39 protein-coding genes and 1 pseudogene are annotated in these 25,997 nt (G+C 40.7%); 11 read left to right on the forward strand and 29 right to left on the reverse strand.

Annotated elements, in window-relative coordinates; genetic code table 11:
- From VB732_RS28270 to VB732_RS28285, 4 genes and pseudogenes are all read left to right on the forward strand, one after another.
- A pseudogene (locus VB732_RS28270) lies at window positions 1-1,419 on the forward strand (hypothetical protein); the annotation flags it as partial.
- 4 nt (window positions 1,420-1,423) lie between these two features.
- Window positions 1,424-1,588 (forward strand): hypothetical protein, encoded by a 165-nt coding sequence (locus VB732_RS28275; protein WP_323234192.1) that lies wholly within the window; start codon window positions 1,424-1,426, stop codon window positions 1,586-1,588.
- A 406-nt stretch (window positions 1,589-1,994) separates the two neighbouring features.
- Entirely contained in the window at window positions 1,995-2,321 is a 327-nt protein-coding gene (locus tag VB732_RS28280; RefSeq protein ID WP_323234193.1) for a hypothetical protein, read from the forward strand.
- Window positions 2,322-2,707: 386 nt separating this feature from the next.
- Window positions 2,708-3,226, forward strand: coding sequence for a hypothetical protein (locus VB732_RS28285; RefSeq protein ID WP_323234194.1), 519 nt, complete (start codon window positions 2,708-2,710; stop codon window positions 3,224-3,226).
- A gap of 6 nt (window positions 3,227-3,232) precedes the next feature.
- Here VB732_RS28285 and VB732_RS28290 read toward each other — a convergent pair whose 3' ends face one another.
- Window positions 3,233-3,559, reverse strand: coding sequence for a hypothetical protein (locus VB732_RS28290; protein ID WP_323234195.1), 327 nt, complete (start codon window positions 3,557-3,559; stop codon window positions 3,233-3,235).
- A gap of 247 nt (window positions 3,560-3,806) precedes the next feature.
- Window positions 3,807-3,989 carry a hypothetical protein gene (locus VB732_RS28295; RefSeq protein WP_323234196.1) on the reverse strand — a complete coding sequence of 61 codons (183 nt, stop codon included), beginning with the start codon at window positions 3,987-3,989 and terminating at the stop codon, window positions 3,807-3,809.
- Between the two features lie 221 nt (window positions 3,990-4,210).
- Between VB732_RS28295 and VB732_RS28300 the strand changes: the two genes are divergently transcribed.
- Window positions 4,211-4,396, forward strand: a complete 186-nt coding sequence (locus tag VB732_RS28300) for a hypothetical protein (protein WP_323234197.1) — start codon at window positions 4,211-4,213, stop codon at window positions 4,394-4,396.
- A 153-nt stretch (window positions 4,397-4,549) separates the two neighbouring features.
- On the opposite strand, the gene VB732_RS28305 is transcribed toward VB732_RS28300, so the two are convergent.
- Both VB732_RS28305 and VB732_RS28310 read right to left on the reverse strand, forming a co-directional pair.
- Complete coding sequence (locus VB732_RS28305) at window positions 4,550-4,846, reverse strand: hypothetical protein (protein ID WP_194144614.1); 297 nt, start codon at window positions 4,844-4,846, stop codon at window positions 4,550-4,552.
- Entirely contained in the window at window positions 4,843-5,478 is a 636-nt protein-coding gene (locus VB732_RS28310; RefSeq protein ID WP_190938018.1) for an AAA family ATPase, read from the reverse strand. The genes VB732_RS28305 and VB732_RS28310 overlap by 4 nt, the downstream gene beginning before the upstream one ends.
- 211 nt (window positions 5,479-5,689) lie before the next feature.
- On the opposite strand from VB732_RS28310, the gene VB732_RS28315 reads away from it, so the two are divergent.
- Window positions 5,690-6,253, forward strand: coding sequence for a GIY-YIG nuclease family protein (locus tag VB732_RS28315; RefSeq protein WP_323234224.1), 564 nt, complete (start codon window positions 5,690-5,692; stop codon window positions 6,251-6,253).
- 32 nt (window positions 6,254-6,285) lie between these two features.
- Complete coding sequence (locus tag VB732_RS28320) at window positions 6,286-6,489, forward strand: hypothetical protein (protein WP_323234198.1); 204 nt, start codon at window positions 6,286-6,288, stop codon at window positions 6,487-6,489.
- Between the two features lie 11 nt (window positions 6,490-6,500).
- Here VB732_RS28320 and VB732_RS28325 read toward each other — a convergent pair whose 3' ends face one another.
- The 14 genes from VB732_RS28325 to VB732_RS28390 all read right to left on the reverse strand — a co-directional run bounded on the left by VB732_RS28325 (window position 6,501) and on the right by VB732_RS28390 (window position 14,163).
- Window positions 6,501-7,535, reverse strand: coding sequence for an endonuclease NucS domain-containing protein (locus VB732_RS28325; protein WP_323234199.1), 1,035 nt, complete (start codon window positions 7,533-7,535; stop codon window positions 6,501-6,503).
- Window positions 7,536-7,678: 143 nt separating this feature from the next.
- Window positions 7,679-7,966, reverse strand: coding sequence for a hypothetical protein (locus VB732_RS28330; protein WP_104902517.1), 288 nt, complete (start codon window positions 7,964-7,966; stop codon window positions 7,679-7,681).
- A 157-nt stretch (window positions 7,967-8,123) separates the two neighbouring features.
- Window positions 8,124-8,633 (reverse strand): hypothetical protein, encoded by a 510-nt coding sequence (locus VB732_RS28335; RefSeq protein ID WP_323234200.1) that lies wholly within the window; start codon window positions 8,631-8,633, stop codon window positions 8,124-8,126.
- Complete coding sequence (locus VB732_RS28340; RefSeq protein ID WP_323234201.1) at window positions 8,623-8,955, reverse strand: hypothetical protein; 333 nt, start codon at window positions 8,953-8,955, stop codon at window positions 8,623-8,625. Before VB732_RS28340 ends, VB732_RS28335 begins: the two co-directional genes overlap by 11 nt.
- Window positions 8,956-9,062: 107 nt before the next feature.
- Entirely contained in the window at window positions 9,063-9,278 is a 216-nt protein-coding gene (locus VB732_RS28345; protein WP_292705464.1) for a hypothetical protein, read from the reverse strand.
- 23 nt (window positions 9,279-9,301) lie between these two features.
- Complete coding sequence (locus VB732_RS28350) at window positions 9,302-9,769, reverse strand: hypothetical protein (RefSeq protein WP_323234202.1); 468 nt, start codon at window positions 9,767-9,769, stop codon at window positions 9,302-9,304.
- An 11-nt stretch (window positions 9,770-9,780) separates the two neighbouring features.
- Complete coding sequence (locus VB732_RS28355) at window positions 9,781-10,020, reverse strand: hypothetical protein (RefSeq protein WP_323234203.1); 240 nt, start codon at window positions 10,018-10,020, stop codon at window positions 9,781-9,783.
- 35 nt (window positions 10,021-10,055) lie between these two features.
- Complete coding sequence (locus tag VB732_RS28360) at window positions 10,056-10,502, reverse strand: hypothetical protein (protein ID WP_323234204.1); 447 nt, start codon at window positions 10,500-10,502, stop codon at window positions 10,056-10,058.
- Between the two features lie 9 nt (window positions 10,503-10,511).
- The gene (locus VB732_RS28365; protein WP_323234205.1) at window positions 10,512-10,826 is read right to left on the reverse strand and encodes a hypothetical protein; all 315 of its coding nucleotides are present in this window, start codon (window positions 10,824-10,826) and stop codon (window positions 10,512-10,514) included.
- Window positions 10,823-11,200 (reverse strand): hypothetical protein, encoded by a 378-nt coding sequence (locus VB732_RS28370; protein WP_323234206.1) that lies wholly within the window; start codon window positions 11,198-11,200, stop codon window positions 10,823-10,825. Before VB732_RS28370 ends, VB732_RS28365 begins: the two co-directional genes overlap by 4 nt.
- A gap of 171 nt (window positions 11,201-11,371) precedes the next feature.
- Window positions 11,372-11,866 (reverse strand): DUF262 domain-containing protein, encoded by a 495-nt coding sequence (locus tag VB732_RS28375; protein ID WP_323234207.1) that lies wholly within the window; start codon window positions 11,864-11,866, stop codon window positions 11,372-11,374.
- Entirely contained in the window at window positions 11,863-12,723 is an 861-nt protein-coding gene (locus VB732_RS28380) for a hypothetical protein (RefSeq protein WP_114084191.1), read from the reverse strand. The genes VB732_RS28375 and VB732_RS28380 overlap by 4 nt, the downstream gene beginning before the upstream one ends.
- Window positions 12,720-13,670: an HNH endonuclease gene (locus tag VB732_RS28385; RefSeq protein WP_323234208.1), complete on the reverse strand. Its 951-nt coding sequence runs from the start codon at window positions 13,668-13,670 to the stop codon at window positions 12,720-12,722. The genes VB732_RS28380 and VB732_RS28385 overlap by 4 nt, the downstream gene beginning before the upstream one ends.
- A 52-nt stretch (window positions 13,671-13,722) precedes the next feature.
- Window positions 13,723-14,163, reverse strand: a complete 441-nt coding sequence (locus VB732_RS28390; protein ID WP_323234209.1) for a hypothetical protein — start codon at window positions 14,161-14,163, stop codon at window positions 13,723-13,725.
- A 138-nt stretch (window positions 14,164-14,301) separates the two neighbouring features.
- On the opposite strand from VB732_RS28390, the gene VB732_RS28395 reads away from it, so the two are divergent.
- Both VB732_RS28395 and VB732_RS28400 read left to right on the forward strand, forming a co-directional pair.
- Window positions 14,302-15,351: a hypothetical protein gene (locus VB732_RS28395; RefSeq protein WP_323234210.1), complete on the forward strand. Its 1,050-nt coding sequence runs from the start codon at window positions 14,302-14,304 to the stop codon at window positions 15,349-15,351.
- Window positions 15,352-15,422: 71 nt separating this feature from the next.
- A complete protein-coding gene (locus tag VB732_RS28400; RefSeq protein ID WP_323234211.1) occupies window positions 15,423-15,662 on the forward strand; it encodes a hypothetical protein in 240 nt (79 codons plus the stop codon).
- 68 nt (window positions 15,663-15,730) lie between these two features.
- Here the strand turns inward: VB732_RS28400 and VB732_RS28405 are convergent, their stop codons facing one another.
- Window positions 15,731-16,312: a hypothetical protein gene (locus VB732_RS28405; RefSeq protein ID WP_323234212.1), complete on the reverse strand. Its 582-nt coding sequence runs from the start codon at window positions 16,310-16,312 to the stop codon at window positions 15,731-15,733.
- Between the two features lie 124 nt (window positions 16,313-16,436).
- Here VB732_RS28405 and VB732_RS28410 point away from each other — a divergent pair, with 124 nt between their 5' ends.
- Window positions 16,437-17,522 (forward strand): AAA family ATPase, encoded by a 1,086-nt coding sequence (locus tag VB732_RS28410; protein ID WP_323234213.1) that lies wholly within the window; start codon window positions 16,437-16,439, stop codon window positions 17,520-17,522.
- A 46-nt stretch (window positions 17,523-17,568) separates the two neighbouring features.
- The gene (locus VB732_RS28415; protein WP_323234214.1) at window positions 17,569-18,132 is read left to right on the forward strand and encodes an HD domain-containing protein; all 564 of its coding nucleotides are present in this window, start codon (window positions 17,569-17,571) and stop codon (window positions 18,130-18,132) included.
- 93 nt (window positions 18,133-18,225) lie between these two features.
- On the opposite strand, the gene VB732_RS28420 is transcribed toward VB732_RS28415, so the two are convergent.
- The 10 genes from VB732_RS28420 to VB732_RS28465 form a co-directional block, all read right to left on the reverse strand.
- Window positions 18,226-18,705 (reverse strand): hypothetical protein, encoded by a 480-nt coding sequence (locus tag VB732_RS28420; protein WP_323234215.1) that lies wholly within the window; start codon window positions 18,703-18,705, stop codon window positions 18,226-18,228.
- 418 nt (window positions 18,706-19,123) lie between these two features.
- Entirely contained in the window at window positions 19,124-19,342 is a 219-nt protein-coding gene (locus tag VB732_RS28425; protein ID WP_323234216.1) for a hypothetical protein, read from the reverse strand.
- Between the two features lie 225 nt (window positions 19,343-19,567).
- Window positions 19,568-20,578, reverse strand: a complete 1,011-nt coding sequence (locus VB732_RS28430; RefSeq protein WP_323234217.1) for a tyrosine-type recombinase/integrase — start codon at window positions 20,576-20,578, stop codon at window positions 19,568-19,570.
- A 296-nt stretch (window positions 20,579-20,874) separates the two neighbouring features.
- Window positions 20,875-21,363, reverse strand: a complete 489-nt coding sequence (locus VB732_RS28435) for a hypothetical protein (protein WP_323234218.1) — start codon at window positions 21,361-21,363, stop codon at window positions 20,875-20,877.
- Between the two features lie 356 nt (window positions 21,364-21,719).
- Entirely contained in the window at window positions 21,720-21,926 is a 207-nt protein-coding gene (locus tag VB732_RS28440; RefSeq protein ID WP_114085451.1) for a hypothetical protein, read from the reverse strand.
- A 195-nt stretch (window positions 21,927-22,121) separates the two neighbouring features.
- Complete coding sequence (locus VB732_RS28445) at window positions 22,122-22,328, reverse strand: hypothetical protein (protein ID WP_323234219.1); 207 nt, start codon at window positions 22,326-22,328, stop codon at window positions 22,122-22,124.
- Window positions 22,329-22,397: 69 nt separating this feature from the next.
- Window positions 22,398-23,852, reverse strand: coding sequence for a hypothetical protein (locus tag VB732_RS28450; RefSeq protein ID WP_323234220.1), 1,455 nt, complete (start codon window positions 23,850-23,852; stop codon window positions 22,398-22,400).
- Window positions 23,849-24,439 (reverse strand): hypothetical protein, encoded by a 591-nt coding sequence (locus VB732_RS28455; protein WP_323234221.1) that lies wholly within the window; start codon window positions 24,437-24,439, stop codon window positions 23,849-23,851. Before VB732_RS28455 ends, VB732_RS28450 begins: the two co-directional genes overlap by 4 nt.
- 58 nt (window positions 24,440-24,497) lie before the next feature.
- Window positions 24,498-25,145, reverse strand: coding sequence for a hypothetical protein (locus VB732_RS28460; RefSeq protein WP_323234222.1), 648 nt, complete (start codon window positions 25,143-25,145; stop codon window positions 24,498-24,500).
- Window positions 25,146-25,273: 128 nt separating this feature from the next.
- A complete protein-coding gene (locus tag VB732_RS28465; RefSeq protein ID WP_323234223.1) occupies window positions 25,274-25,930 on the reverse strand; it encodes a hypothetical protein in 657 nt (218 codons plus the stop codon).
- Window positions 25,931-25,997 lie beyond the last annotated feature (67 nt).

Raw genomic sequence — 25,997 nt, forward strand, 5'->3', positions numbered from 1 at the left:
CAACTTTCTCAAAATCAGCAGCAGCTACTTGAAGCGAAAACTACATTCAATGACTTTGAAACAGCATTGACGGCTGAGTTACAATCTCATGCAGAGAAGAGAGCTATCTTATCAATTTCTGATTATATTGAGCAATCAACTGTCGAGTCAGCCTTAACTGAAGCAGTATTAGAATTAACGCAACAACTTTCTCAATACAAAGAGCAGCTTGTTACAGCTAAAGCTACATTTAAAGACCTAGATGCACTGCTGGCGAATGAGTTGCAATCTTATGTAGAAAAGAGAGCTATCTTATCAATTTCTGATTATGTTGAGCAATCGACTGTTGAATCAGCATTAACTGAAGCAGTATTAGAATTAACACAACAACTTTCTCAATCTCAGCAGCAGCTAGAAGCCGGAAGAACCATATTCGACAACCTGGAAGCAGCGATTGTTTATTTGGAGCAACTGCATAGATCGCAAAAAACAGTGGATGCAATTGCTCTTAATCAAACTCCAACTATAACCACAGATGAACCAAAGCTAACCCCGAATCAAACAGCCGAGTTATATAAGTATTACAGCGCCGACTTGCAAAACTTATTAGTGACTGACCGAGATAAAGAAATCGCTATCAGGGCATTATTAGATAATAAGCCAGTCCAAGATGTTGAAGAAATTATCTTTGCCAGTCCAGCCGGATGGACACAAGATGAAGCCAGAGAATTGGTACTAATCGCTAGCAATCAACTGGCACACTTACAAGAACAACCCCAGTTTACACCACCGCCAGAGGATGAAAGCCTACGCCCAGTATTACAGCATTTCTTAACTCAAAAACGCGGTATAACAAACTTCCTTTTACACCCATTACAGCAGCAGGGGTTGGGTTACATAGACCAGCACCGAAATGTTGTCTTTATCAAGCGGGATTTAAACGGTGAAAAGTCAGGCGCACTGCTTTGGGATACCGCACGTCTTGACAATCGTTGTACGGAGTACCCCGAAAACAGCGATGGGCTACGCCCCGCCGGAGGCGATCGCTCTCAGGGGTGGTTTCACCTGAAATTAGGTGGAGAGGCAGACGATAAAATCGAGAGAGTATTTTTGTGTGACTCCCCCATTGATGCGCTGTCAATGGCAGAGATTGACAGAGATGGACACAAGGGGCAACCACCAGTTAGGACAATGTACATGGCAGTGGATGACCCGAATAACTTGCCAGTAGAATTCCTCAGAAATATCAACAGGATTGGGCTGGCATTTAATAATGATGATCAAGGAAATGATGCTGCCCAGGTCGTTCAGGAAATTTTACCCCAGGCTAAAAGAATTGTACCGTCGGGGCTAACTTGGAATGAGATTCTTATTGAACAGCAGCAACAGCAGCAAGAGATGCTGGAGCAAAAGCAACGGGGGCGGGGTTTGAGCCGATAACCTCATGTTGACCCGACGAACTCGTGACCGCTTCGCTCTCGGAGTCGGTGGCTCTTACGGGCAGATAGATTACTGGTCGAGCTTACTAGATCCTGCATCCCGCAAGAGCCACTCCGCTTCGCCGACTCCGAGCCACGAGTTCTTAAATCCTGAAATTGTGGAAGTATAGTAAAAACTTGGACAAACTTTTTTGCGTACTGTGCGAGAGTTTTGGTCAGGAATTTTTGGCGGATAAATCAGGGTGGTAAATGAGGTTTTTGAAGTCTAAATCCTTAGATTTACCTTATGTTTACCTTATAAATGCCATTGGAATGCCATTGTTTTACCTTATTTTTGGCAAAAAAGAAGGATTTTGTAAAAAACGGTGATTTTCAGTGTTGAAGGTGCAAATAAATCCTTATATTTGCCATTGAAATGCCATTGGTTTACCTTACAAATGCCATTTTCAAAAAAATCCTTGTAAATACCTTATAAATGCCTTTTAGTTAAATAATGTTTAGTATGCGAAGTTTTTCGGAAGCTCTGATAAAATCAAGAGCGAAAAAATGAAATTGATGATGAGCCAGGGGTAAGCGATGGAAGCCAAAAGCGAAGTGACAATAAAATTTAGTGGCGAACTACCAACAGCTACACCTCTTGAGAATAAGAAAGTTGCAATCGAGTTCACTGATCAGAACGGCATAGTCTTCACCGCTCAAGTTAATGCCAAAAGTTGGCGGAAGGCTGAAACTAGCGCCTCGGAATTTGCAGACTGGGCTGGGGCTGTATCGGGCAAGCTTGGTGTGCGAACGGAGAACGGGTTTGAAATTATTGATGCCGGAATTCAGCTTTTTGAAAAGAAGGCGAAGGAGGCAAAAGCAGAGGTGGGCGCTGCTGTCTCTGAAGCTGGCGTTTCTTCATGACCACATACAACAAAACCCTACTTCCTTCACTGGGATTGTGTTTGGTGTGGGGTTGTTGAGGGCTGAACAGGCTTAGTTTGAGGTATGAAGTTGACCGCTTCTCCCTGGTGCGATTCATGAATTCTCTGTAAAGAACATGATTTTTTTCGGAACTTGCTACCATGTAAGCTGTATATCCCTACATACCGAACCACCTATACAGTAACCGGGGCATTGAATCTATGAAGCCCCATGTAAATTTATCGCTCTTCTTTAGCTGCTCTCTTGTCAAAACTTGAGAGCAGTTTTGCATTCTCAATCAGTAACAGCGTAAGCTTTAGCTTTGGACTTTGCAGCATTGGCTAGTATTCTAGTTAGACACTGATGGTAGTAACAGGGGATGAAGTATGGGAGAAGCTAAACGCAGAAAACAGCTTTTGGGTGATGTCTACGGTTCACGAGTTAATTTAGAAAAATGCCCCATACCTTCAGAAATTAGCCTTGGATATGTGAGTGATGAAGCATTGGCAACCACAAAATGTCAACTGCATAGGATGCCTGAAGATTTTAAATCCACCTTTTTCATCGCCTTAACAAAAGCTCAAACTATAGTTGAGCCAGGAATTATTTTCTCTGAAGCTCTAAAGTTTTCCGGTAAAGTTGGTGTCGAAGTTACATTCCGCTCCGACATTGAAACTTTTATTAAATCCCGGTGTAATACTCCAGTTCTGGGCTTACGCCTGATACAAAAGCTCAAAAATATAGACTACAATACTCATCGAGTAATAGCTATCCTTGGTGGCTCTGATACTCCCATGCTTCCGATTAATGTCTATTCTGTTCACCAAATCGAAACTCTGCTTAAGTACCTCAATGAAGACACCTTAACACCCGGATTTCTCACAAGTGAAAAATCTGGGTTATAGAAACCGTTATCTTCCGGGACGTGGATCTACGTGACTGGTTTCAGGTGAGTAGTACCATTTTTCTCTAGAGGAATTTTCCCCAACGTAGCAGACAGGCTCATTACCCCCTAGTTTGGCGTAAGCTGATCTACCTCCACAGAGACTATTATTTTTGGCACGGTCGTAAGGGCATGGACAACCCTGCCCTTGGTATGGGTCGCGGATTCTGGTGGGTTCCGCAACGCGCCCAGATGTGTTAGCAATTGCACTTGACTGCCAAAAAGTTTGTAGTGAAAGTCCCAGCACTAACCCAGTGATCAGCGATGCTCCCACCTGAGTAACTTTAATTTTCATATTAAAAAAATATGGGTTGACTCAGCTTATGTGCGATAAAGAATAAAATGGTGAAGTAGGGATAAAATGTATTTTTTATTGCATGAACTAGGCAACAATCTTTGACTTAAATTGTGCCAGTAAATTATAAAGATTGATGCTGACAATTAAAGTTGATGAGATTGTTTTCGACAAGGAGCGAATTTACTATACAGCCCTTACAGCTTTAAACACTGGGCATAGTTGGTTAGGGTTGTCTGGGATTTGATTATTTCCAACAATCATCACCATACATAACTTTTTGGCTACCATCGGGCTTGAATCTAACACACCAACCAAGGCTTACTCGCCAACGATCATAAGCAGTAGTGCCAATCATTAAAATCAATGCTCCAATCCCTACAACTGTGGCTACTTTTTTCCACCTAATTTGTTGTTTAGCTGTGTTCATCTGCGTTTACGCTCTCTATCAACAAAGCTGGTTTCGCTACTGTAATACCAGTTCCTTCATTTACCCAGCTTTTGAGTGGTCTATTTAGGGTAACTTAAGTAAATTTGCTTTGTCTCCTGTAAAATCAACTACTAGATTCGCTAATTACCTCAATACCTACGGTTTTTTGAATATTTCCAATTCGGGAGTTGCACCCAACTAATCACACCTACTAAGCCACCATGCTTACCATTCTTAATGCCACTTTGCCAGTCAATGGTGTCTATAACGGTGCTGATTATAGCAAGCCATCTGCCTCTGTTGAAAGAAACACTTCATCTGGAGTTTGCAACGTACCTGATGATATTGCTCGTGACGGCAAACGCTGTGGTGGTCGAGCCGCAAGTGTAAGACCAGGGGGAAGATGAATTTATCTTACTGCGATGTCTACGACGGGCTATGCCAACACACTCCTGAAAGTTAGTGACAGATATATAAAAACTACAACAAAAGTTGCAGAATTAGTATTTCAGTCTTAAATAATTAAGTTAAGTAATTGAGTTAAGTAATTAAGTAACTAATTACTCTAGGTCAATTACCTCAAATGCTTGCTCTAGAAGGACTCGGAGAATTTCAGCTTTTTTTCTGCCAGTGCGGTTAGCTAGGTTAGTCAGTTTAGAGTGCATTTCTGGAGATAGATCCAAACTGACTCGAATGGGTCTTTCTCTTGGTGTAGATTCTTGAGTTAATTTACTTAATAAATCGCTTGACTGTAACTCTTGTTTTTTAGCCACACCAGTAGTTTTTTTATCTGGTTCATCATCACCAAAAATGAACTTATCGGCGTTATCGTCTAACCTTTTTCGTTTAGCATTCATTTCAGTAACCCAAAAATCTCTTTGCACAATTGCTCAAATTCTTCAGCCGAATCTTTGGCTCCTTTCATTTCCCAGATAGTTGCTTCCTGGGTAAAACAATCGGCAATCGCTTGCTTATTGTGGATTACAGTTTTCAACAACTTAACATCGGGAATTTTACTAAGTAGGGATAATGCCTCCTCTTTGAGCCTCGTTCCTTTAGACGCGCGAGAGAGAAATACTGCTGGCTTTGGTAGCCCACCCGATATTTTCTGTGCCGACTTGATTAACCGTATTGCTTCCGAAGCCGAATGTAGATCCAGTCCAGTCGGTTGAACCGGAGTTACCGAAACATCTGACAAGCACAAAATTGCTCTAGTGGATTCTGTGGTATTTGGCGCACCGTCCACAACTACAAACTGAAATTCTTCGGCAAGCTCTGGTAATTTTTCAATTAATTCGTTAGCGTCAGTAATTTTCGATGTCGGGATTTGACTAGACAGCAGGGACATCCATGTTGCTCCACTGCTTTGCGGATCTGCATCAACAAAGTGTATTTTCTTGCGCTTGCGGTGCAGCCAAGAGGCGAAATGAACTGCCCCTACTGTTTTTCCGCAACCTCCCTTCTGATTGCAAAACGAAATAATGGGCATTTACTTAACTCAATTACTTAACTGAGATAAGTATAATCCCAGCAATGGAAGGATGCCACTGTGATCGGAATGCAGTTGGTTTTCTACTTAATTACTTAACGTGTTTAAGTAAAAAGGATAAAAATTTAGGCATCCAGCTAGTGATCGCTTCTTGCAAATCAATTAACGCTCAGTTGTGGGTGATAATCTACTGGGAAAGTAACTCCCAGTGATGATCTTGAAAGACAACCAGCTAAACCTATTTTCTAATTTGACCCTCACACCAGCACCTAGAGCAGAGGCGCTGGTTATGAGTGCTGATGCGCTGCTGAAGTGGAAAGCGCAAATTTTGGGCTATCAGCAACGTGTAAGGGAAACCAAGCCAGTGCAGCAGGCGACATTATTCGACATTGCACCAAAGCACTGCGACCCAGACGCGATAGATCCTTTTACTCTGCCCTTGCAATCAATGGCATTTTACAGGATGCCAACAGATGCGGGTAGCGCCGCTATTTATTTTGTGATCGATAATGCCATGCCCTTGCTGTTGTATGTTGGTGAAACTTGCCGTTCTGGTAAACGGTGGAAAGGTGAGCATGGATGCAAGCAATATTTAGATAGTTACCATTCACTGCATCATCATTATGGACTGCAACGGGAAGTGAGCATCGCTTTCTGGTGGGATGCACCCACAGACCGACGCTCACGGCAGGAATTGGAGTTGAGTCTGATTTTGAAGTGGCGATCGCCGTTCAATAAGGAGAACTGGGATCTGTGGGGGCAACCGTTTGGATAAACTTTTTTTGTGACGATAAGGGGCTTACGAGAATGTCTGATAATTTTCCGTTTCAACATCCAGACCAACTACAGCAATGGCATCAGGGTATAAAAGATGCCAACCGCAATAATATTTTTTGTCATTGTCGTACTTGCGGTTATGAGTGGATGGATTCAGCATTTGATGTTACTTGTATTCAATGCAGTAGCAAAGATGTAGAAAGTATTTCATCTTGGCAATTTCCAGATGACTAAATCAGAATAATTTATATTCTTGCTAACCACTTTCCAAGTGCTAAATCTGCTAATGATTCTAGGGAATCAGGATTTGGAATTAACTCCTTATAAGTGTTAATTCCCACAGGAGAAAATGATTTATAAGAAAGGCTCCAATACAAATTTCTAGGTCTTTTTTCTCGTGGCATGGCATCCCATTCAGATTGCAGCCTCATTCGACCGAAACCTTCTGGTATATGACCAACATGGGTAACAACAGATCCATCCATCCACAGCCTCATTCTGCCAATCACTTGTCTTCTTTGTGTAAATAATAATGAGCTTGGAGTAGGTAGCCATAGAAATATGACTGGTTTATTAATCTTTCTTTGAAAACATAACTCAACTACTGGTTTAGCCTTACCTCTGCCATATCTAATAGTATTCCTACCTTCAATTTCTTCTTTGATTCGCCCATCAAAGCCAATAACTTTCTCTCTAAGCCTGAGAATTGCTTGTTGTTCTTCTCCAGTGCAAGCACCAAGCCAATCTAAAAGTAATTGCGGTGGTTCTGAAATATTGCTTGATACAGTGTTAATGTCAAGTTCCTGATAGGGAATCGGAATTGACCAAGTTTGATTAGTATCAATATCTTGCAGTTGTAAGTGAAAATTTTGATTAATCTGGGCAACAGTAACCTGCAAAAAATCAACTATCAACTTTGTGTGTTTGCGGTCAATCAGATTATGTCTGTGAAATGAGGGTGCGATCGCAATTAACCGGACAGGCTGATTGTAATCAATTTGCTCTTGAAATGGTTTCTCGTCTAGTAAGTTATCGTAGTAGCGAGTTAGTTGCTGGACAACATATCTATCTTCAGTATTTTTGAGTTCTAAAATTACTAATTGTCTCGTGTTGTTAAGTGCTAAGATATCGCAGATTTCGCCCTTAACAGCATATTGTCGTTTTAAAGGTTTTAAGCCTGATAACTGCTGTAGGTTATCCCAAACAAAATCTTCTAATGCTGCTTCTGATGCAAATTGCCAACCAATTCCTGTTTTACGGAGTGCTGCACCAGCTAACATATCTTCGTCACTGCAATATTACTTGAGTACTGAATATTATGGCATACGCGATGACGTACCCGCCCACCGCAGGCATTGCACCCAAAACTGTTTCTGTAGAGTAGCGATATCTTTAGGTAAATAATTCAGCAACTCCTTGCCACCTAAATCATTTCTGCTTTAATTTTCACTTTTTGAACCCAGTACCTAAACTCGTAATCTTCGTCATATTGGTACATCTCATAAAGCCCTTCAAGGCATTTTTCTAAACTTTCAAAATCTGTATCATTATCCCTGAAATCCTGCCATTCTCCAGTACCAGAAATCCAATATCCTAATTCTCGTCCTTCAAACTCAACACAGTAGACAATATAGCTGTCTTTGTTTGGAGAAAAACCAGAATATTTAGAAATTTTAGGAAAATCGAAAGAGTCTTTTAAAATATTAGCCATTGCATATCCTCATGATTTATATATATTAGAAAATTATCTCATTTTTCAGGAATAATCAGGTTATTACCCACTAAATAGTCCATCAAGTTAGGGTGCGATGCCTACATCTGGCTGTGCCTACGCTCCTTTGTTTTCCTTGCTGTGGGGAGCGATCACACTACCATTGAGCATCTATCGCCTGCTTATGAAGTAGTGCATGAGGCGGAAATCCTTCTCGTTTAAGTTGGTGTTCATTCATATAGTCGCTATCAAGGATGCCGTAACTTCTGGTCTTTTCCGCCATCTCCATCACAAATTCTCTATTGAAAACTACTCCAAAATAAGTACTGCCTTTAAACTTATTTCCAATCCATGTAGGGTCAATTACTTCCATTGCGTTATTAACTAACCAAGCATGAGGTACTGCAAAATCCAACTCATCATCAATAGCAAAGCCTTCACAGTAACTTAGTTGCGAATAGTCCCATAATGCCTTGTAACAATTTTCAAAGCAAGCTTTACGTTCACCTTTAAATAGTGATTTAACCTGAGTTACAAAAGGTTTACCATAATCCAAAACTAGCCTTTGTGTACTTTTGTATTGAAAGTTAGAACGTGTGTTAAGTTGATCAATCAAGTCTGCTTGTTCTTTTAATATTGCTAGCAGTCGGTCTAAGTTACTGCTCATTATTTAAATACTTCCTTGCTAGTTCTTTTTCAAGTTGTGGATTTCGGTGTTCGATGATTTGTATGAGGCTGACTAGCCGATTGAACCAGTATTCACGAATCGCATCAATTTCTAAACAGGCATAGTTTATTGATAATTTTTCATCTGAGTTAGTTGATGTAGCTCCAGATGCTGCTGCAATATTCGCTTTTTTCATTTCCCCAGCACAAAGCGCATACTCAGCTTCTATCGTCTTCTGAAATTCTTCAGCAATATTTAGCTGTTCTGGGGTCATGTAACTCTGATTTTTAAATACTTCACTTGTCGCTTCTTTATTACTCATAAAATTAAAATTTTTGTATATATAAAACTATTAGTTTTTGACCTAATTATAAATATAAATTATCCTTATTTCCATTTTATACCTATTATTTTAGTCAAAAAATCATTCTATTCTATAGGCTTTAGCCAACCAATAAATTTTTCATAATGAAATTGCTTATCTTCACAGTTAGCAATTCTAACAAAATTTTCTTGATGATAAGGAAAAGAGAATGAGCCAAAATATCCTTCTTTTATCGAACCATCTTCTAATAATACAAAATAAGTTCCATTATCTTCTGGTAGCCCTTCAATTAGTTCAAACTTTAATATTTTATTTGGCATTTTAATTTCCCTTAAACGAATCGCTAAAATCCTTTTTGTTCTAAGTGTCTGAGTTTTTCTAACTTCCGATTTAGGAGTGAAGCATCAGTTTCTGGTTCACCATTGTCATCAGTTTCGCGTTCCTCGTCCAGCCATTCCAACAGTTCGGCTTTTGGACGAAATGACATTATAGGGCGCTTCTGGTTGTAATTTTCTTGAGCTTGGTAAAGTGCATCACGATTGGCTTCATTCCATCGCTGCTGAGAAGACTTTTCTTTTTCATTATCAGTAATTTCTGGCATTATCTCAATTTTGAGATAGCCTCCTTTACTCTTAAATTGCCAATTATTGTTGTAATGATCGAAGTGTTTTTTAGCTCCTTTTTCTGTTTTCCATCGCTTGCACAAATGGAAACTTTTATTTATAAAAGCATATTCAAGATTAGAATCAAATGTGTATAGCCACCCCAAAGGCTTATCTTCTTTGGTATAGCAACGGTATCCGTAGTACATATAAGGTTAAATCACAGACCTAAGCTTTTCTTCAGTAACTTTGATAAAAGTACTTCTCTCACAGCTAACTTAATCTCATCTGCTGTTTTACCAATTGGGTTATAGTCTGGTGGTAATTCAAAAAAATCAGATGCCCAATAGCTGTTTTTGGTTTCTCGCTCGTACTTTTCTACTTCTTTATATGAACCAATACAAATTTTCTCTTCTGTAAAGTACAGTCTGACTTGACCTTCTGCGTTTGGTTCAAACATAAAAGTTAACCTCAATTAATGAAATACCTGAATCTTTAGCTAATAGGTTTGTGTTCGCTGACATATTTTTTGATAATTTGCTCAATTTCTGATTCCATAGCATCCATGTGACCATCAACATCAGCATACCAGCCATATTGATTGAGTGCTTTAATAGCAGCATTTACTGCTGATGCCGCAGCTTTATCACGTCTACCTTCAGGTGATGCTATGTATGCCTTATATTCTTCTTCTTTTTGTTGTTTACGTTGTTCGGCCTTCTCTATGACAGCTTGAGCTTTTTGTGTGGTACATAAATAAGTCGGGTCGCCAAGAGCGCCGATTTCTGTCCCTTTGGAAGTGTAGCGAGTTCCTGATTTGAGAGTAACTATACCAGTTGGTGATACTTTATCAACTTCTTCAATTACGGCTTTAGCGCCACGCTTGTCATCATAGAAAAATACTCCGATTTTATCCCCTGGTTTTAGTTCTAATGTGTTCATATTTTTTTATTAAAAAATAAACTCAATTGATGGTGAAATATTTACCGCACGTTCACCACCACTCCTAAGACCGAAAGCACCACGACCCGAAGGGAGATAGTCACCAGTTTTATAAATCACATCTTTAGCCCCAGCCATTGCTGCAATTTCTTGACTTTGGTTTTTAATGAGAGTTTGTAGCCTCCGAGTATCTATACCTGGAACACGAGCTAAAAATGTTTTTGTTGATTGTGAAACTCGATTTAGTACACCCATTTCTACATAAACTTTGATGGCATTTTCTAGAGATACTTTCTCTTCATTAGTCATAGGATTATTGCTCATAGCATCAAACTCAATTCCAGCAATGCTTCACTTCGAGTTAACAATCTACCAGTGTGAGGAGACAGCCAACACAAACCCGGAGGTTGACAGTTTTCTTGTTTCTGCCATCCGGCATCACGTAATGTCTGCTCTTTGCGATCGCACTCGACAACTAGACCAATAATTTCTTTCGCTTCTGTCAGCGTATCCACACGCCGCAGGTTACTTTTATGGTGGTTTCTTTGAAAAGGAGTTGCCCCGCTTCTATCTTCAATCAACCACCCCGAACTTGTGTTACTCCGTCCAGGTAATCCGTTGGAATAGTAAGTATTGCGGACGTAAAACCTACCATCAGCAGTAAGATATTCACCTGCCTCAATACGTTGCAGTTTCATGATGGTTTTAATCGGGATAGTCAGAATGTGCGATCGCTTACTCTTCTATTGTACATAGTTTACTATGAATTTACAATCTCTGCGTTTAGCTAACTGATAGCTGCCAACACATTTTCGCTAGCCCAAGGCTTCCTTTTTCCTATTGATGATCTGGTACGCCATCGCAGCCCTTTAATTAAGGCGTTCTGCAATAATCTCTATGATTTTTGCTATTTCTTCGGGGCTGGCATCCTCTGAAGGGATAATCGATATCAAAGATAGAGAATGGTGATTAAGCACTGTCTTTGAATGATATGGAAGAGTAGCATAAGTGCATCCATTTAGTTCTGTCTTAACTTCTAATCCGCTCAAAACTAATTGATTAGTGTAAAAATCGACAATTGCTTTTAACCTTTGTTTGCCATCAATAACTTCGTGTGTATGATCTGACCTTTCATAGAGAACAATTGGCATTACAGGGAAATTAATAAGAAAAGATTCCATTAGCTTGGATTTTTTTACATTATTCCAATTCCCAACAGATTGACTCTCATTATCAATCACCATGTAATTAGGATTAGACCTGATATTGTCAACTAAGGCTGGTAACTTTATCCTGTCAATTTCTTGAATTAATCTGTCTTGAGCAGATTCATATTTGCCATTAATTTCATCGTCTGTTATCATGATGATTCTTTTCCACCCATTACTAAAACTGGCTCAATCCAAACTAGTTTTCTTTGCTGTCTGCCTTCTCCGTAAGGCTGATTGCGTAAGAATCCTCTGCGCCAATGAACGCTCTTAGTACCATGTGTACCGCTACTACCTTCACTGCTTTGCGTCCCTTCACGTTTGAATCGATATCCAAGTCCTAGCCAAAGTGGTTGATAAAAATCTTGCGCTTGCGCTTTGCCAAAACCCCTATTCACCCTAACTAGTTCGCTTGTTGTATCTACAAGTTCAGGGCGGCACTCCATAATCAAAATCAATCGTAGTAAAATTGAGTGCAAATATTCATTAAATTCTACAACTACCTGCGGACTAAAATCTGTAACATCGGTATATCTGAACTTTTTTAGATTATCACTAACTTTGAATCTGCGGCAGAAAACACTATCTCCATCGATTGCAGCCCAATAAAGCAAGTCATCAGATGTATCATAATGCCAAAAAATTGCATCAATACTACGTTTTTCTGGGGAAAAAACTATACCCTTGGGCAGCATAAAAAATCCTGTTTTCATTGCCCATTGCAAATTTTCAACTTCAACATCTAAATTTGATTGCATCAATGCGCTCAACAAATCATTATTTACCCAGTAAGCAGGGCATTTGGCTTGCCCTACTTTCAAAAGTGTGTAAAGGCTAATATACCTTGAATCCTTGGGGTTGCTTCTGAGTGATGAAAGCAATAATTTTTCGGTAGCAGAAAAATACGCATCAGCAACAATACCGCACATTTTCTCATAGCTTTCGTAACCGTCTACATGAACAACGGGACGAATAACAATTTCATTAAACCAACCTCTAGGTTTTTTGCTCATGCAGCACGCCTCGAAAACTCTTCACGATGCCATTGTAGAGAATCCTGTCTAGGATAATACTGCTCCTTGGTGGGTAAGATAATGCGATCGCCCCTAAATTCTTTCATAGGTCTAGCGTTGGGTGAATCTTCCCGCAGGTTGTCAGCAACAATAATGGTGTAATCGTCGTTGATGGTGAACCAAAAGCGGTCAAATGCCCAGTGATGATTTTTGCATAGTGACAGCCCATTATCAATGCGGTCATCGTAGAACTGGGAGAATGGTTTGATGTGTGAGCCATCAACGATGTTTTGACTAAGTGAATCAAGTATCTGTAACCCGCAAAAAGCGCAGGTGTGGTTGTAAGTTGAGACAACGATTTTACGGAACGCACCATCCCGCACAATTACAGCTTGTTCATCTTCTAATTCCTCTGGCTGGTAGACCTTACCACCAGTGCGCTGCAACTGGTCTTGTAATTCAGCAAAGGCGTTGACTTGCAATAATGACTCTATATCTTGTGTACGCTCGTTAAACCACGAATTAATGAGTGTGTGGGTTAGTACAGTGCGATTGCTCTCGTTTTGCAGCAGTGACCAGAGTTCATCATCAAGGTGGGCGTACTCAACTGCCTGCCGAATAGCCCCAGGAGTAACAATTTTTGCTTTAGATGTAACCGTTAATTCAAAGCCGAGATTGGGTTGGAAATGCCAAAAGCCATCGCTTCTAAGGTAAAAAAACGGTTGCCCAATATCTGGTTTGCGTACTGGCTCTAGGTGGCTCCAAAGTTTAAGAAATGTGGCGATGAGTTCAGCCGATAAAGGAATTTGGTTTCGCCTAATCTCCCCTTGGCTTATCAGCTCGATAATTGATAGCAGCAAAATAGGTTTATTCGGTGCAACCCCACTAGAACGCGATACCCTGAGATTGGCAAACTTATTGATGTAGTAGGCGAGATTTTTCGTCATTATTCACATAACTGTATAGGTCGTTTGCCATCTGCCACAAATTCTTACTGATTTACTCAACTAGAGCTAGAGCAATTTTATCGTTTAAAATAACCGCTTTGGCAGTAGTTATTCGTGTATAAGGCATTACATCTTTGCAATAAAACAGTGGGTGGTCGGGATGCAAGTTATATGTCACCCGTTGGTAGCCTAATCCTATGAGCGATCGCACTGCGTTATCACTCAGCTGATCCCACCCTAACGACTGCAAAATACCCACAACATAGGCGTGGACATTTTTGCGACCTTGAGCGATCGCACGTTCTCGTCCCTTGCGCTCAACCTCAAACACGGCATCGGTTAATTGACAGACCCCAGCATGACTAAGGAGCGACCCGCTTTTTCCCCCTTGCTTGAGTGAAAAGACGTGGTAATGCAGGTTGAAGTAAACCGCTACACGCTGACCGTAATATGCGGCTGGGTGAATTGTGCTAAATGGATACCGATGAGTCATGATGCGCGTGCGGTTACAACCTGCATATTTTACAGCAAATATTAGCTAATTAATACTGATAACCGTAATGTAACCGAGGTGTTTTTAGTTACTTGTAAGCTAGGCTGTAGCCAAAAGTAATGAGTATCTAAAAATACAATGAGCGAGTCAAAGTTTTTGGCGATTGAACCAGAGCTAGAGGATTATTGGCGCTCAATTATTCTGTTTGGTAAAAACGTTGCGTGTTATAAATTTGCGTTGGGAAAGTCTCTGCTAGAGCTTGCAACGATGGGAAAGACAATAATTACCCTAGACGAACTCGCCGAACCATTCTCGCGATATGTCGTTGAGCATTTACAACAGTGCGATACCCAAAATCAAGCCAGTGACAAACCATATCCTTTTATTCAAGCCTGTCGGCAATTTAACAAAGGTGAAATTACCAAAGACAAATTGATTGCAACAACTGCTCAAGAGGGTTTTAAAGTCGTGCTTGATAAGTTTCATAACGTAAATTCACAACCGCTATCGGTTCGCTTTTTTGACAAGACAAGAGGTGGTATTACTGTAACGAATGAACTATTTCGATTAGCACAAACTGAGCAATTCCAGAATTTCACCCAAGAAGTAGAAGCGCGGTGGCGATTAGTAGAGACGGCATGGAAATTGAATATTTCTCGCAATCTCATCTCAGTTAATTATGACGAAGACAAAAAAATTCTTTTTACGCAAGTTAATCAAAATCGTAGAGTAGATGTAACTTCGTGTAGAAGTGCATTAAACGCTTACCAGCGAGGTAAATGTTTTTATTGCAATGTAAATATTTCTATTGAAACTGGATCAGATAATTTAGGAGAAGTTGACCACTTTTTTGCTCATTATTTAGCTAATTATGGAATTGCTCATCCTATTAATGGCATTTGGAATTTAGTCTTAGCTTGCCAAAAATGTAATTTATCTAAATCTAACCGACTTCCTAATAAACGTTATTTGCAAAGGTTACATCAGAGAAATGAATATTTTGTTCAAACCCCTAACACTTACAAGAAAATTCACGGTAAATACCATCCTCTTCGTGTAGCATTAATGGAGCAGACCGGGCAAACAGAGAAGGAAAGAATTAGTTTTATCAATAACAACTATTATGAAGCTGCGGCTGGCCCATTGATTAATTCAACTTGGCAGCCAGATTTTGAATACCCTAATTAAATTTTGGAATCAACAAAAGAAGTTTTTGGGACTAGAATTTTACGGTAAATACTTTTCTGGCTCTTACTTATATGAAAGAATACCGTTGCACCCGTAATGCCCTTTATGCTCATGACTGCACTGGGTGCGATGACCTTAGAGAACGACAGGGGCATTACATCTGGGCAATCAACGAAGAAGCTGCATGGCAAGAAATGGCACGGCGGTATCCAGAGGAAACCACAGAAGGGTTTACTGTCCAGGAGTGGGAAAGTTTTGACGTTAAGGTGGTGGAAGTGAGGCGGGATGAAAATGGAAACATCATCGAGTAGCCAAAACTTGAGTTGCTGTTATACAAATGCCAATGCGATGCCACCGGTTCATGGCGGGTACGCCATCGCTATTTAATTTCTTTAGCTAAATCTATCCAAGCCTCAATACCTTTTGTAGTAGGTGTCCCGCTTGCAGTAAACGTGCAGATACTACGGCTATGACTGTCGCTATAGCTAATGTGAATCGGTCGATCGATGCCATAGTAGTACAGCCTATCAAATGGCAAGTGTGCATCTAAAATCCAGTCAACAACCTTGTTGCTCGATACATTTGCAATCCGAAAATCGCAAGCGGCTCCCAAGCGATCGCAGTAATATTTTCCATTGCGGTTAACTTCATGTGCCATGTGTTGGTCAAGATTTGGGGCAACCCGTCCATTTTTTAAGCCTGTTACAGGGTCTTTCTGCTCCAAGAAACGTTTCAAGTCTTTGGAGCAGAAACCATAAGTAAGTTGAAACTGCTCTTGACCAAAATGGTGAATAATAGGATCAACAATATGCTTGCAGAGATTTTGCAAAGCTTTTGTACTTTCGGACTTTGTAGGAAACGGATTAATCTGCTTGGCGTACTTTTGATAAGTGTTAGTGCAAGTGCAAAAATCGATAAGGCTTAAATACTGTCCCAACAGAAGACTTTGAGATTCCATCATCAACCGCCAATACTACTAAAATATCAGTTATTTGCTAAAAACATAATTTTTCTAAAATAGCTTTAACTACACAACAAAATTAGAATAAAAATTAATTAACAATAACATATATATTTTAACTCTAATGATTAGCTCATTACGGCTGCTAAATTTTAAAGCATTTGAGAATCAATTAGTTGAATTCAAATCGCTTACCCTACTCTCTGGTTATAATAGCACTGGTAAATCCTCTGTGTTGCAAGCACTCTCACTGCTGCATCAATCTTACCAACAAAATTTACTACAAAGCACTGGTTTATTGCTCAATGGTAATTTGGTAAATATTGGTATGGCACAGGATGCTTTGTATGAAAATGCAAAAGAAGATTATGTAGGATTTGAGCTTAGTTTAAAAAACGGAACTAAAGGAATTTGGCACTTTAACTACAACTCCTTAGAGAGAGAAGCAAATTTTTTAGAGAGTGGATTCAACTCTGTTGATGCCGATGTTTATCAGTCAAGCATTTTCAACGGGCAACTTTATCACCTTCAATCAGAACGTGCAACAACTGCATCAGGAATCTTAAATTACCAAAGGCAAGAACTTAAACAAATTGGTGTGCTTGGCGAATATACAGCACATTTTCTCTATACATACGGTAGTCAACCAATCGCTATCGCCGAACTCGCTCACCCGCAAGCAAAATCAACAAATTTGATAGACCAAGTTGAAGCATGGATGGGAGAAATAAGTTCTGGACTACGCATCCAAGTTGACGCACATCTAGATATGGATTTGGTTAACTTAAAATTTAGTGATCATATTGGATACGGCATTGCTTACATTTTACCAATTATCCTAGCAATCCTCGCCTCCAGTCCAGGTGCATTAATTCTGATTGAACACCCAGAAACTGGACTCCATCCCCAAGCACAAATAAAGCTGGGTAAGTTGTTAGCGCTGGCTGCTAACTGTGGTGTTCAAGTGGTGGTAGAAACTCATAGCGACCAGATTCTAAACGGTATTCGTCTTGCGGTACATGGTGGTAAAATTGAGTCGGAGGATGTGCAGTTACATTACTTTCAACGTCAAGAAAACCAAGTTCAAGCTTTTATTAAAGTTATATCACCACGTATTGATAAAAACAGCAGAATTGACCGATGGCCTGATGGGTTCTTCGATGAGTGGGAAAACAGTTTAACAGTTTTATTAGAACCTGCAAAATCATAACTCACTTTTGTTGCAAGCTGCGATCGCCCCGCCCAAAAATCGAACAATGCAAACATATCAACTCAGCTTACAAAACTGGTCACAAGAAAGCTACATCAAAGCTTATAGATTTGCTGCACATGCACATCAAGGTCAAAAAGTGCCAGGGTCAAATCTACCTTACATCATGCACTTGAGTTTTGTAAGTATGGAAGTCATTGCAGCCTTAAGTGTGGAAAAAGAACATGATGGAAATCTTGCTATTCAATGTGCTATTTTACATGACACCATCGAAGATACTAATACAACATTTGAGGATATAAAAACTGAATTTGGTGAATCAGTAGCTAATGGTGTACTTGCATTAACTAAAGATGAAACTTTAGCAAAACATCTCCAAATGTCAGACAGTTTACAAAGGATAAAAGAGCAACCGCCAGAAATATCGATGGTGAAATTAGCAGATAGAATCAGCAACCTCCAAGCACCTCCACATTATTGGAATCAAGACAAAATTATTCGATATCGAGAAGAAGGTATTCAGATTTATGAATCTTTGCACGATGCCAGCCCGTTTCTAGCATCCCGCTTGGCTACTAAAATTGAAGATTACAAGGCGTTTATTAAATAGTAGCGTTCGCCTTCAGTTACCCTCAGAACCAATAAACCTATTAACAAGTTATTGGGTGCGATCGCGCTATCGCTCATCTGGCAGTTCTATCTATTACACTTCCAACTCTCGTAGCAGCGCCTCATTTATCCTTTGTGCCTCTTCCCCACTAGTTTCTACCACATCAAAAGCTTCTTTGACTGTTGCTTGCACTCTAGGCGGCAGTGCTTCAAATTTCTCGTTGTTGAGTATAACAATGCGACAACCGGGGTAAGGGGCAAAATCACCGAAAGGTTCCATCCCTGATGTCATGAGCAATTTGCTAAGTTCTGCAATAGAATGGCGAGGCTTCTGGTTGTCCTCAGTGCTGTTAATTTCGGATGCAAAGTAACCACACAGCCAACTGAGGCTATCAATGTCTTTTTTTAAAGCTGCAACTGTACCATTTAACACTTGCTGGTTGAGCTTAACAGGCAGATTGTCAAAAATTTGGTCTAATGCTTCTGGCTGTCGCTGTTGGCAATAACACACCGCAGATTCAACAAGTTTATCGATTTTTGTGGGTTGGCGTTGTCCAAATCCTTTGCCAGACATGGTAGTTGGTGTATTGAATACAGGGATTTTAGCAGGATTTTGGGGTGTAAGGGGGCGATGTCTACTTTAAGGGCTGCGCCTACGCTTGGGGTTTCCTCGCTTGAAAAAGTTGAAGTTATACCAATATGTTCAAAGGTTCTGGCAATTTGGCATAACTTGTCTGTATTTTGGAGTTTAAATGAGATATCGACAGAACAGCCACAAATCGCCAGTTGTTGATCCAACGCTGTAGAACTCAGCAGCCAACCTACAGCGCTCGGTCATCGCTTCTCTACATACAACTGGCTAGTAATGTACTAGAAAACACATAGTAAAGGTGGTATGGCGTACCCGGCCACTTTATAGCGATCGCTAGCTTACACAGTTAAGAGAAGCCATCTTCTTGTTATTCCCTGTTTGGCTCATACCTTGATTGCATCTAGCTAATATCGACAATTTTGATTTTGAGCCACCATCCAAATTTTTGATGTAGCCATGCTTCAGCAATAATTTCATCTACGAAGTACCAAGTCCAATGACCTAAACTCCCTTCCCTGATTCCGTTCCACGAAGGATGGTAACTTAAAACAAGTTGATCAGCTTCAACAATAGTATCAACTTTTCTTTTAAATCCCTTGAGATTAAAGGTTTCACGCATGATAGTGATATTGCCCTCTGAACGCGCAGTTCTCTCCCGTTTCTAAATTCTAATTCCCAAATCTCTGGTAATAAGTAATTGAGTTAAGTAATTGAGTAACTTATTTGTCTAACTCAATTTGCTCAAACGCTTGCTCTACTGTGCCTAAGTCAGTGCCCTGAAACATTCATGGCATTCTCTAATTCTGCTGCCGCCGTCCGCTTCACCTATAGTCTAGCAACCCATTCAATCCAACCCATCCATCAATAATTCAGACATCTCCAGTTGATCACGGTTGCGGTTGTCGTCGTAAATTTGCAGCGTATTTAGTTTGGCGTGTCTGCTGAGTTTTTGAGCTTTGCGGACATTGCCATCAGTCTTTTCAAGTACAGCTGTAATAGCACTGTGGCGGCAACGGTGCGGACTCATGTGTTTTTCAACACCAGCCCGTTTAAACAAGCGTTTAACTATTTTATAAATGCCATCCCCAGTTAACCTGTTACCATAATTTTGAAAGTCAACCGAGGTAAATAACGGGCGGGACAAAGACATTTCACCACCACGGGCAATCAACCAGTCAGTAATCGCAATGACCGTGACTTTTGGCAGATTGACTGTCACTCGTACTTGCTTGCCCTTCCCAAAAATTGATAGCGTCCCTCTAGATGCGTCAAAATGTCTTACATCTAAGGTGCTAATCTCATTTCTCCTCAAAGCATTGCCCCACAGTAGCAGCAACAAAGCATAGTCCCGTTTCCCCGCCAACGTCGAGCGATCGCACTGCCGGATCACGCTCAAAAATTCCGGCTCAGTGACACCGCTAGTGTCGCGGTAGAGCTGCACTGGGATACTGTCTACATCCACAGCATAGTTGCACACACCCAGCTTTCGCCCATAAGTAATCAGAGATTTAATTGCAGCCAGTCGGCGGTTAATCGTGTTAGGTGATAACCCAGCTTCATTGAGTATGGCTCTATATTTAGTCACTACCTGGGTAGCTTTGTGACCTGACAAGTGTAAAAATTCCAAGATAGAATCGCGTTGTGGTGGTTGCCCAGTCATGCGAACAAAGAAATCCGTAATGTCTCGGCGGTATCCTCTACGGGTTCCCTCACTGTTTTTCGAGCGAAGCAACTCCTCAAGCACGTCGGGATCTGAGTCAATGGAGCCAGCAAAGTATGCCTCAATTTTCGCACTGAGGGCATTTTCTAATTTTTGAACTACAACCAACTCAACGGATTCTGTATCTTTGCTCATGACCCCACCCAGGCTACGGTATTGAAAACGGAGTTTTCCAATACCACAACCTATTATCCAGCTGCATGGGCCTAGATGTTATGGTTTTACCCAAGTGGACGAAGGTGTTTTTCATCGCTGCTATCAATTTTGATATCAACGTAAGAGCTATGCCCTGCCATAAAGGGCAATACAGCACTTCCGGCAGCTATGAGGTACATCCTAAAAGCTGAAAGCTATCACTGCTCATTTCACCCTAAATTTAAACAATGGTAAAAGCAAACTAACAGAAAACTGTGTAAATCTCGACAACCTTCTTATAACTCAATTAATGGCTCTTTCCATTCTCCATACTCATCTAAAACACCTTTAACATAATTTTTAAATTCTAGGAATCCACCGTGGTTATTCCAATGTTCTTTAAAATTATTGTTGTTTTCTAACAAATGCACTTTCCCGTCTGGAGGAAATACAATTGGACAACCAAATACTTCTTTGTAATTTGGAGGGTTTTCCAAATCACTTGCAACCCAAACTACTTGAATCAGACGACCAATGTTAAACTCAGAACCAGAGCCATCACCACCATAAAGAGTATTATTGAATAGTTTGACAACGTGAGTTACATGGGCATACTGTCTGATCATTATAAGTTCGCCTTGTTTAGGATTACGTGCATTATCTTCATTAGTATTTTTCCAATGCAATAGAAAAATTTTTGAAATAGAATCTATGGGAAAAGTCCAAAATACAGTAGAACCTTGATAATTTACATTTTTACTCCACTTTAAATCTGTTAAATTCATTATTTTTATCTCCGATTTATGCAAGTTTATTTATTTTATATTTCCCAAAAAATGTATAAAAATAACACCTAATTTATCGTAAGAGTATAGATTTATTAACCTGCACTACACATTAAAGATGCTTGATTTTTAGTTGCAAATATCAGTTTTTAAATTCAACTGCGATATCAGAATTACTTCAAGCTCATCATCTCGTGAGGCCCCGACGAACTGGGGACACTTCGTTTAGAGCGGGTGGTGTGGGGGACGGGCAATAATTTACTCGTGGAGTGGCCCGCGACTGGGCAGCCCGCCCCCCACACTCCGCTACGCCACCCGCTCTACCCCAGTTCTAAAACAGTGCTGAAGGGTGCGAGTCAAAGGTAAGAATCCACAAGTTTCCCCTGAGTTGACCATTTCTCATCTAGAAGGCGACAAGCGACATAAACAACATTTTGAGGATTGCGCTTGTGTCTTCCATTCGTACCCCAGGAACGAACAGTATAATCACCTTGATAACCTAAAACAAGTGCTAGCTCGTCGTAAGTTAACTGCCATTTTTTCTTAAATTCTATTGGGTGCATAGTATTCACCTATTTCAAGTAATTAATTAGGAGTGTCTAGCGGACATTTGACTTATAACGGGGCATCAGAAAAAATAGAAAACTTGTGCAGAACCATCAATAAATCTTTGACTTACCCCGCACTCTAGCTTTGGTCAAATTATTTATTTATTTATGTGTCTAATAGGTGTCTAGCAGACACGCGGATATAAATTATCAAAGGTAAGAATCTATAACTTTCCCCTCAACTGACCATTTTTCATCTAGAAGGCGACAAGCAACATAAGCAACTTTTTGAGGATTGCGCTTATGTCCTCCATTTATCCCCCAACAACGGACAGTGAAATCATTTTCGTAACCTAAGACTAGTGCTAGCTCGTTATAAGTTAATTGCCACTTTTTCTTAAATTCTATTGGGTGCATAAATGTAAATCCCTCACTATTTTTAATCGACAAAGTTTTCCGGTTTTGTAACTTACGAGAAATATTTCTCTAACGAGCGCTAATAAATCTGAGCAAGCTATCAGGATAAAACCAGTCTGGAACTGTGACGCGCTTCGATTCAATCAGATTTCCATCGTCATCATAAAGACCACTAATTTCAGCATGGTTTAGAGGTACGCGACCGTTCTTTGACTTGCGCTTGATTTGGATAGTTTCGCTTTGCCTTAAATCATTAAACCCCTCAGCATTGCCTGAAGCGGCATTAGTAAAAGCATGAGAAATACAAACTAGATATTCTGCTGCCTTGCGAACGTCAGTAAGTGAATGTCTCACAAATTTTTTGACTGATTCTTTACAATCATCTTGCAGAGAAAGCTGTGTCAATTCATCCCAAAGTGTTTGAATAGGGGTGTCATTTTCTGTGCGGTCGCTCCAACGTTGAACAGCTTCATCCATTGCCTCACCAATAGCTAAATAATCGTTGCGTTCGCCGATTAATTCTGGCTCTAAAGGTATCAACAACTTCCAAGCTTTAGCTCTGTTCTTATGTCCATGAGCATCAACGATTGATGTGATGTTCCAATCAAAAATCGCCTTCCTAGACATAACAATTGATGCAGCAAAACTGCTTTTACCACTACCTTGACCCCCTAGCACCCAAACTGGTTTTGTTGATTCAATGACATCCCATAGCCAGCCGCCCTCATGATTTTTCAATAGTTGAACTAATTCTTGGGCGGTCGTTCCTTGTGGAGCCGATACTTTTTCACTACTGGGATTGATGTTTTCTGCATCCGCTTTGCGCTTATCTCTTCTATTTTCAGCAATAGATTTATCAGCTACGGAGTCAGCGACCGCGAACTGTTTTTTAGTATTGCTAAACTGCAAATCTTCAAGCTCTGATTGACGCTGATACTGTTGCTGTAATTCCTCAAGAGAGATATAGCGTTCTTGGACTAATAAATTATCAGCGCGTCTGTCGATATCCTTCTTATGCTTGTCTGAAATCCGTATTGATTCATGTGACTGCAAATCGCGCTCAGTTCTAGTAATTAAACCTTGGCGCTTAATAGCTGTCTTAAAATATTCGAGACGTTGAAAACTTGACTCGTTATCAATCTCATCTTTTGCAGCCCAGCAGTAATAACCCATCCAGACAAAAGCAGGCGCGACTAATAACCACAGACTAGGATTCTCTGATGGAGCCAAATCTGATGTAATAAAAGCACCGTCAGGGAGAGACACAACATCATTAAACTGTCGTGACTTCCATACTTCTGTGAGCAATCTGTACTTGAAACGGCAGTATTTATTATCAAGTGCCGATTGTGATTTTGCAGGTAATTGATAATGCTTAATTGTGCGTTTATTAGCTGTTGCCGGACAAAATCGCACTTCAGTAAACTGATAAGGGTGCGGTGTCTGCCCGTAATAATAAGCGCTTGCTAGCCCCAGAAGTAAAGCTGTGACAGCGCCAACTTTTAGTAGGGATTGAGCCTTCATGACTTAGATTTATGGATGCCGTAAACCACACTGCCTGCCACTAATGCACCCACCACAAATACAATAGTTTTGTCTGATTCTGGCAAACGGTTAAAATCTTCTACAGTTGCTTTGATGTTGTCGTAAGTCTTATGTGAGTTCTGCATCGTCGTGTAGAAATCACCGATAGCAGTCCAGAGAATGAAACATCCAAATAATGTTTGAAAAAGAAACTTTATCGCCTTGTCCATGTCCGTAAAAACCCATCCTTCAGGAGACTTATTTACGGTGAACTCCAATAAATCACGATTAACTATTTGATTAATTCCCAACACAATAGCGACCGCAGGCATTAGCCCCGCCGAGCCTGTAGCTATTACTAAATACTTAGCCAAGCAATAGGAAGTAACACCCCAGCCGCAGGATTCAATACCTTTGAGAACAGCGCGACTACGGTTAAGCTTTTCAATTTCCTTCGCTTTGAATCTTTTAATAGCTTCTTGCTCATCCTGGGTAAATGCAGTGTCAGGATAATCTTGATAATCGAGTGATTTGTCGGTGTCCCCGTCTTGCAATTCGGTGTCAAGTTCATCTAACATTGTTCTCATGACAAATTTTGACTTCCCCTACTGAGCAGTAACTTAGTAGGGGATTTTTAGATGCTAATTACTCGAAAATCGTAGAAACAGCAGTACGGAACGCTTGGACTAACTTGTTAGTCGTAAATGACTTACGAGGTACTAAATCAAGGTCTGAGCTTTCACCGTATGTTAGTAGGTGTTTTGCCTTTTCCGTTTCATAAGTCCTATCAGCGTCTAGCTGTGCCTTCACGGGTCGCGCTAACTGCGATTTAGCAGATGCTAAATGGTCAACTTTGCTCATGTGATAATCGATGTAAGCCTTGAGCTTAACTAGGTCGATGCTTTCTCTGTAGCGCTGATTCTCTAGTGTGCGGTCGCTGGCCAGTTTCAATCCGATTTCTGAGCGCTCATGACCGTACTTGAAATTTGCGATCGTTAAATCAGCATTAGCTTTGTCCAGAGCAATACCAGACGCGCCAGCTTGTTTGTAAATCTCTACTAGCCCTTTGTTGTACTCCTCAGTACCCTTGATGAATGCTGACAGGTTATCTGTGATGTAGGGCATGATGGTTAAGATGCGTTCGCCTTCGTTGCCCATTTCCCCTACTTTGGTCAGCGCTGCGTCATCGCCATTGATGCAACCCATGATTAAGCTATCAGCAACGCCTAATTTCTCAGCCCTTGCTTTCAGCTTTCTGCCGTGCTTACTGACGATATTCTTGATATGCTTCACGTTTTTGACTCCTGTATGTGCAACATTCCGTCATAAACCATTGAGAGAGGGGAGCCGCGAGTGCAATTAGTAACGGTATCCCCACAAGCCCAATCAACAAATGTTTGTAAGTGAGCTTGCCTCCGGGCTTAGTCGATGATTCCGGCGAAAGATAACGCGAGGTCTGCAAACTGGCTTTTGTAGTCCAGGGCGGTGGCCTCCATCGCTTGCTTGATTTGGGTCAGTTCACTGCCTGCAACATCATCCATTTCTGCGAGTGTCTGCCTGATTTCGTCGGCTTTGCGTCGGATTTTGGATACTTCTTGATTCTTGAATTCCCTTGCAAAGTGGACGAGCGCGTTAAAAATTGCCTCGTTCAACTCCTTTCTGGATGCGAAGGTGGAAGCAATAGACACTGTAATCTGTTTCACATCCGCCGCTTTCAGTTCAATTCCTGCGCCCTGTGCAATATCTGCAACGAGGGCTTGCTTTTCCTGCTCAGTTAGCACAATCTGATTCTCTGGTTCTTGCACGGTCAGCGCTCCTGTTTGAAGATCAGTCTCAGTCTGTGCATCTTCTACGCCTACAAGAAAGGTTTCTTCAACGGGTTCATCAGTTACAGATAATTGGCTTGTCGCTTTAACTTTGAGATAGTCAACGGCTTGGCTCAATTGCTCTTTGGTGGGATTGTCAAGGTCATCGCACTCAACAGCGATCGCTGCCGACGTATAATCGTCCTTGGTAAATCCTTGATAACCCTGTTTGTACAAACGAGCGCGGACGTTATTAGTAAATTTGTCAGACATGATGATTGCTCCTTAAAGGGCTAGTGTTAAAACTTCGATGGTTGCGGATTTTATCGGTTGTGAACGC

It is taken from the genome of Nostoc sp. UHCC 0252 (assembly GCF_034931145.1).
In the GTDB taxonomy this organism is placed as follows: Bacteria; Cyanobacteriota; Cyanobacteriia; order Cyanobacteriales; family Nostocaceae; genus Nostoc.

Coding starts and splice junctions, on each gene's coding strand:
- VB732_RS28275 (WP_323234192.1), top strand. CDS start 1,424: ATGTTGACCCGACGAACTCGTGACCGCTTCGCTCTCGGAGTCGGTGGC.
- VB732_RS28280 (WP_323234193.1), top strand. CDS start 1,995: ATGGAAGCCAAAAGCGAAGTGACAATAAAATTTAGTGGCGAACTACCA.
- VB732_RS28285 (WP_323234194.1), top strand. CDS start 2,708: ATGGGAGAAGCTAAACGCAGAAAACAGCTTTTGGGTGATGTCTACGGT.
- VB732_RS28290 (WP_323234195.1), bottom strand. CDS start 3,559: ATGAAAATTAAAGTTACTCAGGTGGGAGCATCGCTGATCACTGGGTTA.
- VB732_RS28295 (WP_323234196.1), bottom strand. CDS start 3,989: ATGAACACAGCTAAACAACAAATTAGGTGGAAAAAAGTAGCCACAGTT.
- VB732_RS28300 (WP_323234197.1), top strand. CDS start 4,211: ATGCTTACCATTCTTAATGCCACTTTGCCAGTCAATGGTGTCTATAAC.
- VB732_RS28305 (WP_194144614.1), bottom strand. CDS start 4,846: ATGAATGCTAAACGAAAAAGGTTAGACGATAACGCCGATAAGTTCATT.
- VB732_RS28310 (WP_190938018.1), bottom strand. CDS start 5,478: ATGCCCATTATTTCGTTTTGCAATCAGAAGGGAGGTTGCGGAAAAACA.
- VB732_RS28315 (WP_323234224.1), top strand. CDS start 5,690: ATGATCTTGAAAGACAACCAGCTAAACCTATTTTCTAATTTGACCCTC.
- VB732_RS28320 (WP_323234198.1), top strand. CDS start 6,286: ATGTCTGATAATTTTCCGTTTCAACATCCAGACCAACTACAGCAATGG.
- VB732_RS28325 (WP_323234199.1), bottom strand. CDS start 7,535: ATGTTAGCTGGTGCAGCACTCCGTAAAACAGGAATTGGTTGGCAATTT.
- VB732_RS28330 (WP_104902517.1), bottom strand. CDS start 7,966: ATGGCTAATATTTTAAAAGACTCTTTCGATTTTCCTAAAATTTCTAAA.
- VB732_RS28335 (WP_323234200.1), bottom strand. CDS start 8,633: ATGAGCAGTAACTTAGACCGACTGCTAGCAATATTAAAAGAACAAGCA.
- VB732_RS28340 (WP_323234201.1), bottom strand. CDS start 8,955: ATGAGTAATAAAGAAGCGACAAGTGAAGTATTTAAAAATCAGAGTTAC.
- VB732_RS28345 (WP_292705464.1), bottom strand. CDS start 9,278: ATGCCAAATAAAATATTAAAGTTTGAACTAATTGAAGGGCTACCAGAA.
- VB732_RS28350 (WP_323234202.1), bottom strand. CDS start 9,769: ATGTACTACGGATACCGTTGCTATACCAAAGAAGATAAGCCTTTGGGG.
- VB732_RS28355 (WP_323234203.1), bottom strand. CDS start 10,020: ATGTTTGAACCAAACGCAGAAGGTCAAGTCAGACTGTACTTTACAGAA.
- VB732_RS28360 (WP_323234204.1), bottom strand. CDS start 10,502: ATGAACACATTAGAACTAAAACCAGGGGATAAAATCGGAGTATTTTTC.
- VB732_RS28365 (WP_323234205.1), bottom strand. CDS start 10,826: ATGAGCAATAATCCTATGACTAATGAAGAGAAAGTATCTCTAGAAAAT.
- VB732_RS28370 (WP_323234206.1), bottom strand. CDS start 11,200: ATGAAACTGCAACGTATTGAGGCAGGTGAATATCTTACTGCTGATGGT.
- VB732_RS28375 (WP_323234207.1), bottom strand. CDS start 11,866: ATGATAACAGACGATGAAATTAATGGCAAATATGAATCTGCTCAAGAC.
- VB732_RS28380 (WP_114084191.1), bottom strand. CDS start 12,723: ATGAGCAAAAAACCTAGAGGTTGGTTTAATGAAATTGTTATTCGTCCC.
- VB732_RS28385 (WP_323234208.1), bottom strand. CDS start 13,670: ATGACGAAAAATCTCGCCTACTACATCAATAAGTTTGCCAATCTCAGG.
- VB732_RS28390 (WP_323234209.1), bottom strand. CDS start 14,163: ATGACTCATCGGTATCCATTTAGCACAATTCACCCAGCCGCATATTAC.
- VB732_RS28395 (WP_323234210.1), top strand. CDS start 14,302: ATGAGCGAGTCAAAGTTTTTGGCGATTGAACCAGAGCTAGAGGATTAT.
- VB732_RS28400 (WP_323234211.1), top strand. CDS start 15,423: ATGAAAGAATACCGTTGCACCCGTAATGCCCTTTATGCTCATGACTGC.
- VB732_RS28405 (WP_323234212.1), bottom strand. CDS start 16,312: ATGATGGAATCTCAAAGTCTTCTGTTGGGACAGTATTTAAGCCTTATC.
- VB732_RS28410 (WP_323234213.1), top strand. CDS start 16,437: ATGATTAGCTCATTACGGCTGCTAAATTTTAAAGCATTTGAGAATCAA.
- VB732_RS28415 (WP_323234214.1), top strand. CDS start 17,569: ATGCAAACATATCAACTCAGCTTACAAAACTGGTCACAAGAAAGCTAC.
- VB732_RS28420 (WP_323234215.1), bottom strand. CDS start 18,705: ATGTCTGGCAAAGGATTTGGACAACGCCAACCCACAAAAATCGATAAA.
- VB732_RS28425 (WP_323234216.1), bottom strand. CDS start 19,342: ATGCGTGAAACCTTTAATCTCAAGGGATTTAAAAGAAAAGTTGATACT.
- VB732_RS28430 (WP_323234217.1), bottom strand. CDS start 20,578: ATGAGCAAAGATACAGAATCCGTTGAGTTGGTTGTAGTTCAAAAATTA.
- VB732_RS28435 (WP_323234218.1), bottom strand. CDS start 21,363: ATGAATTTAACAGATTTAAAGTGGAGTAAAAATGTAAATTATCAAGGT.
- VB732_RS28440 (WP_114085451.1), bottom strand. CDS start 21,926: ATGCACCCAATAGAATTTAAGAAAAAATGGCAGTTAACTTACGACGAG.
- VB732_RS28445 (WP_323234219.1), bottom strand. CDS start 22,328: ATGCACCCAATAGAATTTAAGAAAAAGTGGCAATTAACTTATAACGAG.
- VB732_RS28450 (WP_323234220.1), bottom strand. CDS start 23,852: ATGAAGGCTCAATCCCTACTAAAAGTTGGCGCTGTCACAGCTTTACTT.
- VB732_RS28455 (WP_323234221.1), bottom strand. CDS start 24,439: ATGAGAACAATGTTAGATGAACTTGACACCGAATTGCAAGACGGGGAC.
- VB732_RS28465 (WP_323234223.1), bottom strand. CDS start 25,930: ATGTCTGACAAATTTACTAATAACGTCCGCGCTCGTTTGTACAAACAG.